This window comes from Allorhizobium sp. DMC15 (genome assembly GCF_056314065.1).
This window is the reverse complement of record NZ_JBQUZB010000001.1, coordinates 612,612-626,856: the sequence shown is the minus strand read 5'-3', so window position 1 is coordinate 626,856 and position 14,245 is coordinate 612,612. Positions and strand designations below refer to the sequence as shown.

General features: G+C 61.5%; 11 protein-coding genes. 7 read left to right on the top strand and 4 right to left on the bottom strand.

What is annotated here, in order from left to right; all coding sequences use genetic code 11:
* Nucleotides 1-42: 42 nt before the first annotated feature.
* Nucleotides 43-1,224: a BaiN/RdsA family NAD(P)/FAD-dependent oxidoreductase gene (locus tag ACT53S_RS03085; RefSeq protein WP_476065866.1), complete on the bottom strand. Its 1,182-nt coding sequence runs from the start codon at nucleotides 1,222-1,224 to the stop codon at nucleotides 43-45.
* Nucleotides 1,225-1,344: 120 nt separating this feature from the next.
* Between ACT53S_RS03085 and ACT53S_RS03080 the strand changes: the two genes are divergently transcribed.
* The 6 genes from ACT53S_RS03080 to ACT53S_RS03055 all read left to right on the top strand — a co-directional run bounded on the left by ACT53S_RS03080 (nucleotide 1,345) and on the right by ACT53S_RS03055 (nucleotide 10,392).
* Nucleotides 1,345-2,781 (top strand): glutamine synthetase family protein, encoded by a 1,437-nt coding sequence (locus ACT53S_RS03080; protein ID WP_113377227.1) that lies wholly within the window; start codon nucleotides 1,345-1,347, stop codon nucleotides 2,779-2,781.
* A 13-nt stretch (nucleotides 2,782-2,794) separates the two neighbouring features.
* Nucleotides 2,795-4,081 (top strand): NAD(P)/FAD-dependent oxidoreductase, encoded by a 1,287-nt coding sequence (locus ACT53S_RS03075; protein WP_476065865.1) that lies wholly within the window; start codon nucleotides 2,795-2,797, stop codon nucleotides 4,079-4,081.
* A gap of 145 nt (nucleotides 4,082-4,226) precedes the next feature.
* Nucleotides 4,227-5,699 carry a glucose-6-phosphate dehydrogenase gene (zwf, locus tag ACT53S_RS03070; protein ID WP_113377225.1) on the top strand — a complete coding sequence of 491 codons (1,473 nt, stop codon included), beginning with the start codon at nucleotides 4,227-4,229 and terminating at the stop codon, nucleotides 5,697-5,699.
* Between the two features lie 11 nt (nucleotides 5,700-5,710).
* A complete protein-coding gene (pgl, locus tag ACT53S_RS03065; RefSeq protein ID WP_476065864.1) occupies nucleotides 5,711-6,409 on the top strand; it encodes a 6-phosphogluconolactonase in 699 nt (232 codons plus the stop codon).
* A gap of 128 nt (nucleotides 6,410-6,537) precedes the next feature.
* On the top strand, nucleotides 6,538-8,355 hold the full coding sequence (gene edd, locus ACT53S_RS03060) for a phosphogluconate dehydratase (RefSeq protein ID WP_476065863.1): 1,818 nt from the start codon (nucleotides 6,538-6,540) through the stop codon (nucleotides 8,353-8,355).
* Nucleotides 8,356-8,610: 255 nt separating this feature from the next.
* Nucleotides 8,611-10,392: a methyl-accepting chemotaxis protein gene (locus tag ACT53S_RS03055; RefSeq protein WP_476065862.1), complete on the top strand. Its 1,782-nt coding sequence runs from the start codon at nucleotides 8,611-8,613 to the stop codon at nucleotides 10,390-10,392.
* Nucleotides 10,393-10,452: 60 nt separating this feature from the next.
* Here the strand turns inward: ACT53S_RS03055 and ACT53S_RS03050 are convergent, their stop codons facing one another.
* Together ACT53S_RS03050 and ACT53S_RS03045 are read right to left on the bottom strand one after the other, a co-directional pair.
* Entirely contained in the window at nucleotides 10,453-11,166 is a 714-nt protein-coding gene (locus ACT53S_RS03050; RefSeq protein ID WP_476065861.1) for an anti-sigma factor, read from the bottom strand.
* Complete coding sequence (locus tag ACT53S_RS03045; protein ID WP_476066623.1) at nucleotides 11,163-11,714, bottom strand: sigma-70 family RNA polymerase sigma factor; 552 nt, start codon at nucleotides 11,712-11,714, stop codon at nucleotides 11,163-11,165. The genes ACT53S_RS03050 and ACT53S_RS03045 overlap by 4 nt, the downstream gene beginning before the upstream one ends.
* Before the next feature lie 261 nt (nucleotides 11,715-11,975).
* On the opposite strand from ACT53S_RS03045, the gene ACT53S_RS03040 reads away from it, so the two are divergent.
* Nucleotides 11,976-12,761 (top strand): DUF4394 domain-containing protein, encoded by a 786-nt coding sequence (locus ACT53S_RS03040; protein ID WP_476065860.1) that lies wholly within the window; start codon nucleotides 11,976-11,978, stop codon nucleotides 12,759-12,761.
* Between the two features lie 84 nt (nucleotides 12,762-12,845).
* Here ACT53S_RS03040 and ACT53S_RS03035 read toward each other — a convergent pair whose 3' ends face one another.
* Complete coding sequence (locus tag ACT53S_RS03035; RefSeq protein WP_476065859.1) at nucleotides 12,846-14,183, bottom strand: DUF2778 domain-containing protein; 1,338 nt, start codon at nucleotides 14,181-14,183, stop codon at nucleotides 12,846-12,848.
* Nucleotides 14,184-14,245 lie beyond the last annotated feature (62 nt).

Here is a 14,245-nt window from a genome sequence, read left to right as displayed (position 1 = left end):
CCTGAATTACAATGCAAAGCTTGCCCGTAACCGGCGAAAAGTTCAAAGGCTTTCGCCAGCGGCATGGCCCGACGCCCAGGCCCACTGAAAATTGAAGCCGCCGAGCCAACCGGTGACGTCGACGCATTCTCCGACGAAGAAGAGGCCCGGGACCTCCCTCGCCTGCAGGGTGCGGCTGTCGAGATGGCGGGTTTCCACACCGCCCAGGGTGACTTCGGCGGTCCGATAACCTTCCGATCCGGCCGGTTTCAGGCGCCAGGCGCTGATCTGCGCGGCCACCGCCACGAGAGCCTTGTCGGAAAGGTCGGCAAGCGGGCGTTCCAGTCGATGCGTTTCCGCGAAATATTGGGCGAGACGCTTCGGCAGATGCTGCGACAGCACGGTCTGGACCTGCTGCCGGCCGTTTTCGCGCTTGGCAGACTTCAGGATTTCGACGAAATCCCGGTTCGGTTCCAGCGACAGGACGATCTCATCGCCCTCACGCCAATAGCTCGATATCTGCAGGATAGCCGGCCCGGAGAGACCGCGGTGGGTAAAGAGCATAGCCTCGCGGAAATGCGTCTTGCCGAGGGCGATCTCGGCCTCGACGGCGACGCCGGATAGTTCGGACAGGGACGAAAGCAGATTGGGTTCCAGCGTCAACGGCACCAGTGCGGGTCTGGTCTCCGTAACCGATAAACCAAACTGTTCTGCAATCCGGTAGGCAAAGCCCGTCGCACCCATCTTCGGGATCGACTTTCCGCCGCAGGCGACCACGAGATTGCGAGCGCGGACGGGTCCCTCACTCGTCTGCAGCCCGAATCCGTCCAAATTTTTGGTCACCTCAGATATATCGCAGGACAGTCTCAACTCGACATGAGCGGCACGCATCTCCTCCAGGAGCATGCGGATGATATCTTTCGCGCTATCGTCACAGAAAAGCTGGCCGAGGGTCTTTTCGTGCCATGCGATCTTGTGGCGGTCGACCAAGGAAATGAAGTCGGCGGGGGTGTATCGGGCAAGCGCGGACTTTGCGAAATGCGGATTTTCGGAGAGATAATTCTTCGGGCCGGCGTGGATATTGGTGAAATTGCAGCGACCACCGCCGGAGATGCGGATCTTTTCACCCGGCGCTTTGGCGTGGTCGAGCACGATGACAGAGCGCCCCCGCCGTCCGGCAGTGAAGGCCGCCATCATGCCGGCGGCGCCGGCGCCGATAATGGCGACGTCATAGGTCATGGCCATGGCAACTCTCCTGTCAAATCCGCGTCTATCGGCAAACTTTGATCAAACTCGCCGGTTACCCCCTCGCCATTAAGGAAAGTCCGGCTATGATGGAACCCATCAACAACCAACCGGTGAGACATGCCCGCGAAGAAATCCATGCTGAGACCCCAGAGCGCGCCCTCCAAAAAAGCGGTCATTCCGCCGGATCCCGGATCGAAGCGTGGTGTCTCCAACTGGAAGGAAGCGGCAACCTGGCTTCGCGCGCGCGGCATCGAGGACATCGAATGCATCACGCCCGACCTCGCCGGTGTCCCGCGCGGCAAAATGATGCCGTCCTCAAAGTTCACCTCGAACACGTCGCTGGCGCTGCCCTCGGCGCTGTATCGCCATACGATTTCGGGCGAATATCCGGATGAAACCGAAAATTTCCGTTACGAGCCGCGCGACAGCGACCTGAAGCTGGTGCCCGATCTCTCGACGCTATCCGTCGTGCCCTGGGAAACCGATCCGACGGCACAGGTCATCTGCGACATCGTCAATGTCGACGGCGAGAACGTCTCCTACACGCCTCGCAACGTGCTCAAAAACGTATTGAAGCTCTACGAGAACAAGGGCTGGAAGCCGGTCGTGGCGCCGGAAATCGAGTTCTATCTCGTCGCGATGAACGACGATCCGGACTATCCGCTGCATCCGCCGAAGGGGCGGTCTGGCCGCTCGATCGTCGGCGGTCAGGGCTATTCGATCGCCGGCATCAACGAGTTCGACGAGTTGATCGACGACATCTACCACTTCTCGGAGAAGCAGGGGCTGGAGATCGACACGCTGATCCATGAAGAGGGTCCGGCCCAGCTCGAGATCAATCTGCGTCACGGCAATCCGATCGAGCTTGCCGATCAGGTCTTCATGTTCAAGCGCACGATCCGCGAGGCGGCGCTGAAGCACGGAATCTATGCGACCTTCATGGCGAAGCCAATGCAGGGCCAGCCGGGCTCGGCGATGCACATCCACCAGTCGGTGGTCGACATCAAGACCGGCAAGAACGTGTTCTCAAATCCCGACGGCTCGGCATCGGCGGAGTTCTTCCACTTCATCGGCGGCATGCAGAAATACGTGCCAAGTTCGCTGGTGATGCTGGCCCCCTATGTGAACTCCTATCGCCGCCTGACACCGGACATGGCAGCTCCCGTGAACAATGCCTGGGGCTACGACAACCGTACGACGGCGTTCCGTGTGCCGGTTTCGGATGCTGCCGCCCGTCGTGTCGAAAACCGTCTGCCGAGTTCGGATGCCAATCCCTATCTTGCGCTGGCGGCCTCGCTCGCCTGCGGTTATCTGGGGATCGTCAAACAGATCGAGCCGACGGCAGCCGCCGAAGGTTCGGCCAACGAAGGCTCCGTCGATCTGCCGCGAGGCCTGCTCGAAGCAGTCGCACTGCTTGAAGGTGAACCCGACTTCAACGAGGTCTTCGGCGCCGAGTTCGTCGGCCTCTATGCCGGAGTGAAGCGCGGCGAGTTCGAGACCTTCATGCAGGTCATCAGCCCATGGGAACGCGAATTCCTCCTGCTCAACGTGTGAGGAAGACAAAACCATGACCTGGCAAAGCCCCATCGCACCGGGTATCTCCTGGTATCAGGCCAGTGTCGGCGATCGACCGGAATATCCGGCGCTCGACGGCTCGGTCTCAGCAGACGTTGCCATCATCGGCGGCGGCTATACAGGCCTGCAGGCGGCCTTCAATCTCTCCCGTCTTGGCGCCTCCGTCGTTCTCATCGAAGGCAGCCGTTTCGGGGACGGCGCATCCGGCCGCAATGGCGGACAGTTGGGCACCGGGCAGCGCGCCTGGCCGACCGAACTGGAGGCGGAACTCGGCTATGAACGGTCGAAGGCCCTGTTCGACCTTGCAGAAAACGCCAAGCATTATCTGCTCGACTTCGCTGAGCAGCACGGCATCGACATCGACTACATACCCGGGCAGATGAATGTCGCGCACAAACGCGGCTGGGAGAATGACTACCGCCACGACGCCGAAGTGATGGCCACTCGCTACGGTTATCCGCATGTCTCGTTCATGGACCGCGAAGAGACCGGGCAACGGGTGGGGTCGACCCGCTTTCACTATGGAGTGAGAGATACGGGCACCGGGCACATCCATCCCTTGAAGCTTCTTGTCGGTCTGGCGCGGGTTGCGGCCTCTGTAGGGGCAAAGATCCACGAGAGGACGCCGGCCAGCGCGATCCGGCAGGCCGGTGGCAAGACGGTGATCGATACGCCGAGGGGCACCATCACCGCGGATCGAGTGCTCATCGCCACCAATGCCTATATCGGCAATCTTGAGCCGGTGACGGCCGCGCATGTCATGCCGATCCGTTCCTTTATCGGGGCGACCGTGCCGCTCGACAAATTCCCGGACGTGCTCCCGGGCTCGGAGGCGGTTGCCGACAGTCGTTTCGTGGTGCGATATTTCCGCAAGACGCGGGACGGGCGGCTGCTGTTCGGGGGCCGCGAAGCCTATACTTCGGACAGTCCGCGCGACATTTCAAGCCATATCCGCCGGCAGATCGCAGAGATCTATCCGAGCCTGGCTTCCGTCGAGATGACCCATGCCTGGGGAGGCTCAGTCGGGATCACAATGCCGCGCAAACCGTTCGCGCGGGAGGTGCTGCCCGGCGTCACCTCGCTTGCCGGCTATTCCGGCCATGGCGTGATGCTGTCCAACTATTCCGGCAAGATGTATGCCGACATGGTGGCCGGCAATGCCAGCGAGCTCGACATCCTGAAGGACCTCAAGATCCCGCCTTTCCCAGGTGGCGGCCGGTTGCGCAAACCACTGCTGTTTCTCGCTCTCACCTGGTATGCCCTGCGGGATCGTTTCTGACAGCGACCCGCGATCCAATGTCGCAGACAAGGCGGTCTTCGGCCTTTCGGCGGCATTGGACCGACAAAAATCCGCCCGCAGGGTGGCTTTTTTAAATCGATTAGATTAGAACCGGTGCAACGCTTTTCCGAACGAGAGACGCCGCATGAGCAGCCAGATCATCCCCGTGGAACCCTTTGACTACGTCGTCTTCGGCGGCACCGGCGATCTTGCCGAGCGCAAGCTCCTGCCGGCCCTCTATCATCGGCAGCTGGCCGGGCAGTTGACGGAGCCGACACGTGTCATCGGCGCGTCACGTACGGCCATGACCGACGAGGACTATCGCAAGTTCACGCTCGACGCGCTGAAGGAACATCTGAAGGCGGAAGAACTGGAAGAGGCGGAGGTCGCCAAATTCCTCGCGCGTATCCATTACGTTTCCGTCGATGCGAAGTCAGATCAGGGCTGGGAAGATCTCAAGAAGCTTCTCGATCAGGGTAAGGATATCGTTCGTGCCTTCTATCTGGCCGTCTCGCCCTCGATCTTCGGCGACATTGCCGACAAGATCCGTGATCACAAGCTGATCACCAAGTCGACCCGCATCGTCGTCGAAAAGCCGATCGGTCGCGATCTCGCATCGGCGCAGGCGCTGAACGACACGATCGGTAAGGTTTTCAAGGAAGAGCAGATCTTCCGCATCGACCACTATCTCGGCAAGGAGACGGTGCAGAACCTGATGGCGCTGCGCTTTGCCAACGCGCTTTACGAGCCGCTGTGGAATTCCGCCCATATCGACCATGTGCAGATCACGGTCGCCGAGTCCGTCGGCCTTGAAGGCCGCGTGACCTATTACGACAAGGCCGGCGCGCTGCGTGACATGGTGCAGAACCATATCCTGCAGCTGCTCTGCCTTGTTGCCATGGAAGCCCCCTCCTCTCTCGACGCGGAAGCCGTTCGTGACGAGAAGCTGAAGGTGCTGCGTTCGCTGAAGCCGATCACACCGGCCAATGTCGAGAAGCAGACGGTTCGCGGTCAGTACCGCGCCGGGGCTTCGGCGGGCGGTGCGGTCAACGGCTATCAGGAAGAACTGGGCGCGGTTTCCGACACGGAAACCTTCGTTGCCATCAAGGCTGAGATCAACAACTGGCGCTGGGCGGGCGTTCCCTTCTATCTGCGCACGGGCAAGCGTCTGGCAACCCGCATGTCGGAAATCGTCATCGCCTTCAAGCCGATCCCGCATTCGATCTTCGGCGATGCGGCGGGCCGGATCGAGGCCAACAAGCTGGTCATCCGCCTGCAGCCGGACGAAGGCGTCAAGCAGTGGCTGATGATCAAGGATCCAGGTCCGGGCGGCATGCGCCTGCGCCATGTCTCGCTCGACATGAGCTTTGCTCAGGCTTTCGACGTGCGCAATCCGGATGCCTATGAACGCCTGCTGATGGACGTCATCCGTTCGAACCAGACGCTGTTCATGCGCCGTGACGAAGTCGAAGCTGCGTGGAAGTGGTGCGATCCGATCCTGAAGTCCTGGGAAGAGATCGGCCAGAAGGCGCAGGGCTATACGTCCGGCACCTGGGGTCCGAGCCAGGCTATTGCGCTGATCGAGCGCGACGGCCGCACCTGGCACGAAAACGACTGAGGCCGGGCTCGATGGCGCATCAGATGAAGACATTCGAGACGGGCGCCGCGCTTGCGGAGGGGCTTGCCGACGCCGTTGCGGCAGCGCTTTCCTCTGCGATCGCCAGACAGGGCGAAGCCACGCTTGCCGTTTCCGGCGGCTCGACGCCCAAGGCGTTTTTCGAGGCGCTTTCGACGCGTCATCTCGATTGGCCGAAGGTCAAGGTCACGCTGGTCGACGAGCGTTTCGTTCCGGAAGACAATCCGCGTTCGAACCATTTGCTGGTGAGGACGCATCTTCTGAAGAATGCTGCGGCGACAGCACAGTTCGTGCCACTCTATCGGCCCGAAGCCAGCATCCAGGAAGCCGCGCTCAAGGCGTCGGATGTCATTCCTGGAATGAAGGAACCGTTCGATGTCGTCATTCTCGGCATGGGTACGGATGGCCATACAGCCTCCTTCTTCCCTGGCGGCGACCATCTTGACGCTGCACTCGACCTTGCCCTGCCCCGCCGTGTTATGACCATGGAAGCGCCTGGCGCCGGAGAGGCCCGGCTTACGCTTTCCTTTTCCGCTCTTCAGGATGCCGGCCTGCTTGTCGTTCATATCGAAGGCGCCGAAAAGAAGAGCGTGCTGGACAAGGCGCTTTCCGGGACCGATGAGGCCGAAATGCCGATCCGTGCAGTGCTTGAACGGGCGGCCACGACGCCCGAGATCTATTGGGCGCCCTGAACCGGTGACCCCGGCCATGCCGCAGCGGAACGCGGTCTGGCCCGATGCGCGATAACCCGACGTCCGGGCCCGGGAGGCCCTGCGCGCAGCGTGACCAGACGCGCGCGCCTTAAGAGGAGCGAAATCCGATGAGTGCAGACAGCCGTATCGAAGCCATCACCAAGCGGATCGTCGAACGATCCAAGCCGACCCGCGAAGCCTATCTCGACCGGACCCGCCGCGCGATCTCGAAGGGTGTTCACCGCTCGACACTGTCCTGTGGCAACCTTGCCCATGGCTTTGCCGTCTGTTCCCCCGCCGACAAGGCAGCGCTCGCCGGAGACGTGGTCCCGAACCTCGGCATCATCACCGCCTATAACGACATGCTGTCCGCCCACCAGCCGTTCGAAACCTACCCCGCACTGATCCGCCAGGCGGCATCCGAAGCGGGCGGCGTGGCGCAGGTCGCAGGTGGCGTTCCGGCCATGTGCGATGGCGTGACCCAGGGCCAGCCGGGCATGGAACTGTCGCTCTTCTCGCGCGATGCGATCGCGATGGCTGCCGCCATCGGCCTCAGCCACAACATGTTCGATGCGGCCGTCTATCTCGGCGTCTGCGACAAGATCGTACCGGGGCTCATGATCGCGGCGCTGACATTCGGTCATCTGCCATCTGTCTTTATTCCGGCCGGTCCGATGACTTCGGGTCTGCCGAACGACGAGAAGTCGCGCATCCGTCAGCTTTACGCCGAGGGCAAGGTGGGCCGCGCGGAATTGCTCGAAGCAGAATCGAAGTCCTATCACGGCCCGGGCACCTGCACCTTCTACGGTACGGCCAATTCCAACCAGATGCTGATGGAGATCATGGGCTTCCACCTGCCCGGCGCTTCTTTCATCAATCCGGGCACGCCGCTGCGCGATGCGCTGACCAAGGAAGCCGCCAAGCGGGCGCTGGCCATCACCGCACTCGGCAACGAGTTTACGCCGGCGGGCGAGATGATCGACGAGCGTTCTATCGTCAACGGCGTCGTTGGCCTGCATGCCACCGGCGGCTCGACGAACCACACGCTGCACCTCATCGCCATGGCGCGCGCCGGCGGGATCCAGCTCACCTGGCAGGATATCTCCGATCTCTCCGACATCGTTCCGCTGCTTGCCCGCGTCTATCCGAACGGGCTTGCGGACGTGAACCATTTTCACGCGGCCGGCGGGATGGGTTTCCTGATCAAGCAATTGCTCAAGGCCGGCTACCTGCACGACGACGTGCGCACGGTCTATGGCCAGGGGCTTGCCGCCTACACGATCGATCCGAAGCTCGCCGAGGATGGCACTGTCTCCCGCGAGCCGGCATCCGAGGTGAGCGCCGATGCGAAGGTGCTGACCACCATCGACAAGCCCTTCCAGTCGAACGGCGGCCTGAAGATGCTGACCGGCAACCTCGGCAAGGCTGTGATCAAGATCTCGGCCGTCAAGCCAGAGCGGCATGTCATTGAGGCGCCGGCCATCGTGTTCCACGATCAGCAGGAACTGCAGGACGCGTTCAAGGCCGGCAAGCTTGAGCGCGACTTCATCGCCGTCGTGCGCTTCCAGGGGCCAAGGGCGAACGGCATGCCGGAACTGCACCGCCTGACACCGCCGCTCGGCGTGTTGCAGGACCGCGGCTTCAAGGTGGCGCTGGTGACGGACGGCCGCATGTCCGGCGCGTCGGGCAAGGTGCCTGCTGCCATCCATGTGACACCGGAAGCCGTCGACGGCGGACCCATCGCCAAGATCAAGGACGGCGACATCCTTCGACTGGATGCCATTGCCGGGACGCTGGAAGTGCTGGTCGAAGCGGGCGAGTTCGCCAGCCGTTCCAATGCGGCCACCAATCTCGACGCCAACGAGTTCGGCATGGGCCGGGAGCTGTTCGCAAGTTTCCGCCGGATTGCCGGCCCGGCAGATCAGGGCGCCAGCGTCCTCTTCTGATCTGACCTTCACTGCTGCAGCCGGGCCGCGAGCGATCGCGGCCTTTTTTTTACTCGGTTCCCCGAGGGAACAAACGCTGCGGACTTAACGCATTCGAAACGTCTAATATTTTATAGATGGAGGCAGAAAAACCAGCAGAATCAAGAAGATATACAAAAACAAAAAATCTTCGACCCAGTTCTGCCTTTTGTCTACCTTTGTTCGGAACCGAACGAAGGTCCACTCGCACTACTGGCAAGAAGGACCAGAGCAGACATGTTTGGACAGTCATTCAGCACCAAGGCGCAGCTTGAATCCCTGGAAGTCATTACAGCCAATATCATGATTGCGGATGAGAAGCTGAACATCCGCTACATGAATGCCGCCGTGAAGGAAATGCTGCGCGATGCAGAGAGCGACCTGAAGAAGGAACTGCCAAGGTTCGAATTCGCGAAGCTGATCGGCAGCAATATCGACATCTTCCACAAGAACCCGTCGCATCAGCGCAACATGCTGTCGAGCCTGAAGACGCAGCACCGGGCGACCATCTGGGTTGGGCATCACGCCTTCGACCTGATCGTGACGCCTCTGAAGAGTGGCTCGAAAACAACGGGTTTTGTCGTCGAATGGGCCAATGCCAGCGCGCGCCTGCAGAATCTCGATTACCAGAACCAGATGGTCGCGATCGGCCGCGTGCAGGCCATCATCGAGTTCACGCCAGAGGGTGAGGTCGTCACCGCCAACGACAACTTCCTCAATGCGCTCGGATACCGCCTCGACGAGATCAAGGGCAAGCACCACAGCATGTTCGTCGATCAGGAGTACAGCCGATCGGCAGACTACCAGGAATTCTGGAAACAACTCCGCGCCGGCAAATTCCAGGCGTCGGAATTCACCCGCTACGGCAAGGGCGGCAAGAAGGTCGTGATCAACGCCTCCTACAATCCGATCCTCGATGACCGCGGTCGGGTCACGAAAGTGGTCAAGTTCGCAACGGATGTGACGGAACGCGTACACGCAGTGGACACGATCGGGGTGTCGCTGAAGAGGATGGCCGACGGCGATGTGAGCTTCACACTGGACAAGCCCTTCGCGCCGGACTTCGAAGCACTGCGCACCAACCTGAATGAGGCTCTGACACAGTTGGGCTCTACGCTGGGCGCCGTTGCCAAATCGACCGACCAGATCGACAGCGGCACGCGGGAGATCAGCCACAGCGCGCAGGACCTGTCGAAACGCACAGAGCAGCAGGCGGCATCGCTCGAGGAAACCGCTGCGGCCCTCGACCAGATCACCGTCAACGTCAACAATGCCTCCAAGCGTGCCGAAGAGGCGCGCAACTCGACGCAGATGGCCGATACGAGTGCGGCCCGGTCCGGACAGATCGTTGCCGAGGCCGTTGGCGCGATGGCGCGCATCGAGCAGTCGTCAAACCAGATCTCCAACATCATCGGTGTTATCGATGAAATCGCCTTCCAGACGAACCTTCTGGCCCTGAATGCAGGCGTCGAGGCAGCGCGCGCCGGTGAAGCCGGCAAGGGGTTTGCTGTTGTCGCCCAGGAAGTGCGCGAACTAGCCCAACGCTCCGCCCAGGCGGCGAAGGAAATCAAGGAGCTGATCCGCAACTCGTCGGAAGAGGTGAAGAACGGCGTGAAACTGGTCAGCGAAACGGGCGAAGCGTTGAAGACGATCCAGGACAACATCATCGCCGTCAACGACCACATGCAGGCGATCGCAAGCTCGGCGCGCGAGCAGGCAACGGGGCTTTCCGAGGTCAATTCTGCGGTCAACCAGATGGACCAGGTGACCCAGCAGAACGCCGCGATGGTGGAAGAATCCAACGCCGCCAGCGCGACGCTCGCCAATGAAACGGAGCGGTTGCGCCAGTTCATCAGCCGCTTCACGCTCGGGCATCATTACAGCGGCAAGCAGAGCCAGAGCGCGACGCCACAGCACCGTCCATCTGCTGTCACGGCCCCAGCGGAACGTCGTCCGGCTGCCCGCTCGCTTACCTCCCATGGCAATGCCGCGGTCAAGGAAGACTGGCAGGAGTTCTAAGCCCCTGCCCTCTCAATCCATCTGGAAGGCCGGCCGCCCGCAGCCGGCCTTTCGCTTTCTCTAGAGCCTGGGAGCTTTGGCAAAACCCTTGCCGAGGATAGGGCCGGTCGGACGGCCCGTCGGCGAACCACCTAAGGGCTCCAGAGTGATCTCATAGAGCTGTTCTTCCCGCGGGCCTGGTAGTTCCGGCCCCGAAACGGTCACCGTCTTCCAGCCATCGAGCACGCCCAGCGATACCGGCCCCATGTCCGCTGTCGGCAACGTCCAGAGCTGCAGCGACCGGTCACCCGGGACCGCAGTATCGACCAGCGGCGTGACCTTTGCGGTGTGATTGCCGAAATCCTCGATCATCACGACCGGCTCGCCATCGGCATTCATCAGGATGGCGATGACCTGTGGCTCCGACGGTTGGAGAATGCCGTAAGCCAACACGACAACGAGCATCAGGGACGCGGCGATGGCGGAGAGCGCGATCTGTCTCCAGCGACCTGCGCTGTTGTCATTGGCCGGCCGCGGCCTGACCGCAGGTCCTGCCATCCGCTGCGATGCATCTACCTCCAGCCTGTGTTCGATACGCGTCCACAGCCCCGGCGACACGGCGGATGTCGGGCCGGCCAGATCAAGTTCAAGGAAACGATCGCGAGCCTGACCGACAGCCCGTGCGAGTTCCGCATCGCTCTCCAACTCGACTTCGAGCCGCAACCGCTCGTCATCATCCATCAGACCCAGGACATAGGCATCTGCGCGTTCTGCTGTGGTCTGCCAACTGGTCATGCCATGCACTCCCTGAGTGCCGACACGGAGCGGCGTATCCAGGCCTTGGCGGTGCCGAGCGGCAATTTCAGGCGCCCGGCGATCTCGCCATGGCTGTAACCGGAGACATAGGCCATCATCACCGTCTTGCGGCGCAGGGCATCCAGCCGGGAAAGACAGGCCCGCAGCCGGCTTTGACTGTCCAGCTGGTCGAAGAGGTCGATATAGAGACTATCCGCTCCCTCTTCCTGCAGCCGATCAAGGCTCTCGGTCTCCGTCAATTCCTCGCGCCCCCCGTCGCGCAGGGCATTGAGCGCGCGGCTGCGCACGATGGCATAGAGCCAACCGCGCGCTGAGCCGCGTCCGGGCTCATATTGCCAGGCCTTGTTCCAGATCTGCAGGAAGGCCTCCTGGACGATCTCCTCGGCCAGATCGTGGCGCCGCAGGATGCGTTCGGCGATCGTTACCATACGTGCAGCTTCGCTGCGGTAGATCGTAGCCAGCCCTGCTCTTTCTCCGGCAGCACATGCCTTTAGCGCCTGAGCCAGCTCGCTTTGCGGATTCTGCATCCATACTCCTTCACGCCTCTTGATGCGAAAGTAGGCGATCTTGCCGATTTGGCAACCAAGGTCGGGGGGCATGCGGATATCGTTGGGGTCGATCGTTTCAACTGCCATCTCATTCCTTTCCTTACCGAGAGACACGCGAGAAGGGAGGATTGGATGCAGAAAAAATTTCAATCGGAGTGCATCCAATCGAGGTTGGTCGCGTGTCGAGTGATCAGGAGGCATCACACCGATGTCGCCGGCTCAACCATTCGGGAGAAATTCATGACCAGCATCCGTATCCTTAGCCTCGCTGCCGCAACTGCGCTCACCGCATTTGGCGCCCAGGCCGCTCAGGTCGTCGGCCTTGCCGGCGACAAGACGCTCGTGATGTTCGACACGGACCAGCCAACGGCAGCCAAGACCATGGAGATCTCCGGCGCCGATCGTCTTGTCGGCATCGACTACCGTCCCGGCAACAAGACGCTGGTCGGCGTGACAGCCGACAGCGTGATCGTCACAATCGATCCGGCCACCGGTGCTGCGACCGAAGTGGCGAAGATGGACAAGCCGCTGACCATCGGCGATGCACCGGTCGTGGTGAATTTCAATCCGGCTGCCGATCGTCTTCGTTACATGACCGGCACGACGAACTACCGCGTCCATCCCGATACGGGTGCAGTGACCGTCGACGGCAGCCTCGCCTTCGAGGAGGGTGACATGCACAAGGGCGAGACGCCGAACACCGTCGCGGCTGCCTATACCAACTCCATGGGCAAGCCGGAAAAAACGGCCATGTATAACATCGACGCCACCATCGGTGCGCTGATCCAGCAGACCAAGCCGAATGATGGAACGCTGAAAGCGATCGGTAAGCTCGGAATCGAGGGCATGCCGAAGACCTATGCCTTCGACATCCAGGCAACCGGCGAAGGCCAGAACACCGCCTGGCTGGTGGCAGACAATGCGCTCTATACGGTGAACCTCGAAACGGGTGCCGCCACCAAGTCGGCCGATATCGGCGGCGTCGAGATGCCGATCAAGTCGATCACGGTCATGCCTGCGATGTAAGGGCCTGCATTCGTAGCCATTCACGAAAAAGCCTCCGCAGCGGTGCTGCGGAGGCCTGACTGTTCCCAGCCATCCTGACGGATGTCAGAGCATTGCCGTATATTTCGGCAGTTCCCGCAGGCTGGGCACGACGATCAGCGTATTGACCTGTCCGCGCTTGAAGGCGTTGAGGAAGCGATTGTAGTCCTCAAACACAACGCAGCCGGAGCTGTCGCCACGACGACGCAGCAGATAGGTGTGGGTCAAGAACCCATCCCGATTGTACATCTTGGCATCACCGACGGGGGTCATGCGGATCGCCTCGACCCCGTGAAAGCGAGCTTCGCGCATGCGCAGCTTGTAGACGTTCGGCGGTGTGGGGCCCTGGTTCTTCATGTGCACATATTTCGGATTGTCGCGCATGTGGGCACGACCGGAATGGGCGCGAAGCTTTTCACCATTGGGCATGTGGACGGTCGCATCTTCGATCACGTAGACCGCAATGCGGCTGCCCGGGCCAGGTAGAGAATTCTTTCGGCTGAAAAGCCCCCCTGCCCCGTCGTCCGTGGTGATCGGATTGTCCGGCTTGGCATAGGCCAGCAGGTTGGCAAGCGTTTTTCTCTTCGGCTTTTCAGGCGCAGAAGCGGCAGCGGCAGCGGCGACCGGCGGCTCGGGAGCGGGGATGGCGGTTGCGCGGGGTTTAGCCTGCGGCAGCGGACCGTCATCCGGCAGATCGCCATGCTCGCTGGCCTGCGGTTCGGACAAGAGTTCCTGGAAAGGTTCTTCCCGGGGATCGGCAGCGGCCATCATGTCGCCGGCCTTCGGCGGAGCAGCATAACCGAGCGCAGCCGGTGCGGAGGCGGACGTGGGATCGATGGAGGCCGTCATGATCGGATCAACGGCTGCAGCGTCATCGACACCGCTGCGGCGATCACGCGCAGCTGTTGCAAGTGCCGCCTGCTGGCGTTCGGATTCGAACTTGCCAAGCGCCTCGCGCAGCACAGCTATCGCCTGGGGATCGGTGAAACTCTCGATACGGGCGAGGAGCAGGCGGTCGGACTTCTCGACTTCGGCCAGGCGCATCGCCGAGGGCAGCATCAACAGACCCAGACTGTCTGTCGCCGCTACGGCCTCCGCAAAACGCTGGCGCATGCGCTCCAGCGCCTCCATGTCACCGGAAGCTGCCTTTGTCGCCCGCCCCGTCAACGGCTGTGACAAGGCCAGGGTCGGCTTCGGAAGCGAATGGCCTGAATAGGTCGGCACCTGGATCGGCGAAGAGGCAAGCCCTTTGAATATTGCAAGGCTCGCGGTGGCCCAGAAGGCACAGGCAAGTGCGATCCCCGTCACCGTCGGCAGGCTGGAGCCGCGCTTGACCTTGCGCGACTGCATCTTCTTAACGGCGGGCGCGGTGCCGCCGGAGACCGATGAGGTCGAGGACGCCATGATACTTGAACTCGCTTACCAAAAGACTCAAGGAAACCGGCACATGACAGGCAATGCCGGCT

Bases quoted from the DNA above. Each gene is read 5' to 3' on its own strand.
- ACT53S_RS03085 (WP_476065866.1), bottom strand. From the start codon at position 1,224: ATGGCCATGACCTATGACGTCGCCATTATCGGCGCCGGCGCCGCCGGC.
- ACT53S_RS03080 (WP_113377227.1), top strand. From the start codon at position 1,345: ATGCCCGCGAAGAAATCCATGCTGAGACCCCAGAGCGCGCCCTCCAAA.
- ACT53S_RS03075 (WP_476065865.1), top strand. From the start codon at position 2,795: ATGACCTGGCAAAGCCCCATCGCACCGGGTATCTCCTGGTATCAGGCC.
- zwf (WP_113377225.1), top strand. From the start codon at position 4,227: ATGAGCAGCCAGATCATCCCCGTGGAACCCTTTGACTACGTCGTCTTC.
- pgl (WP_476065864.1), top strand. From the start codon at position 5,711: ATGGCGCATCAGATGAAGACATTCGAGACGGGCGCCGCGCTTGCGGAG.
- edd (WP_476065863.1), top strand. From the start codon at position 6,538: ATGAGTGCAGACAGCCGTATCGAAGCCATCACCAAGCGGATCGTCGAA.
- ACT53S_RS03055 (WP_476065862.1), top strand. From the start codon at position 8,611: ATGTTTGGACAGTCATTCAGCACCAAGGCGCAGCTTGAATCCCTGGAA.
- ACT53S_RS03050 (WP_476065861.1), bottom strand. From the start codon at position 11,166: ATGACCAGTTGGCAGACCACAGCAGAACGCGCAGATGCCTATGTCCTG.
- ACT53S_RS03045 (WP_476066623.1), bottom strand. From the start codon at position 11,714: ATGCAGAATCCGCAAAGCGAGCTGGCTCAGGCGCTAAAGGCATGTGCT.
- ACT53S_RS03040 (WP_476065860.1), top strand. From the start codon at position 11,976: ATGACCAGCATCCGTATCCTTAGCCTCGCTGCCGCAACTGCGCTCACC.
- ACT53S_RS03035 (WP_476065859.1), bottom strand. From the start codon at position 14,183: ATGGCGTCCTCGACCTCATCGGTCTCCGGCGGCACCGCGCCCGCCGTT.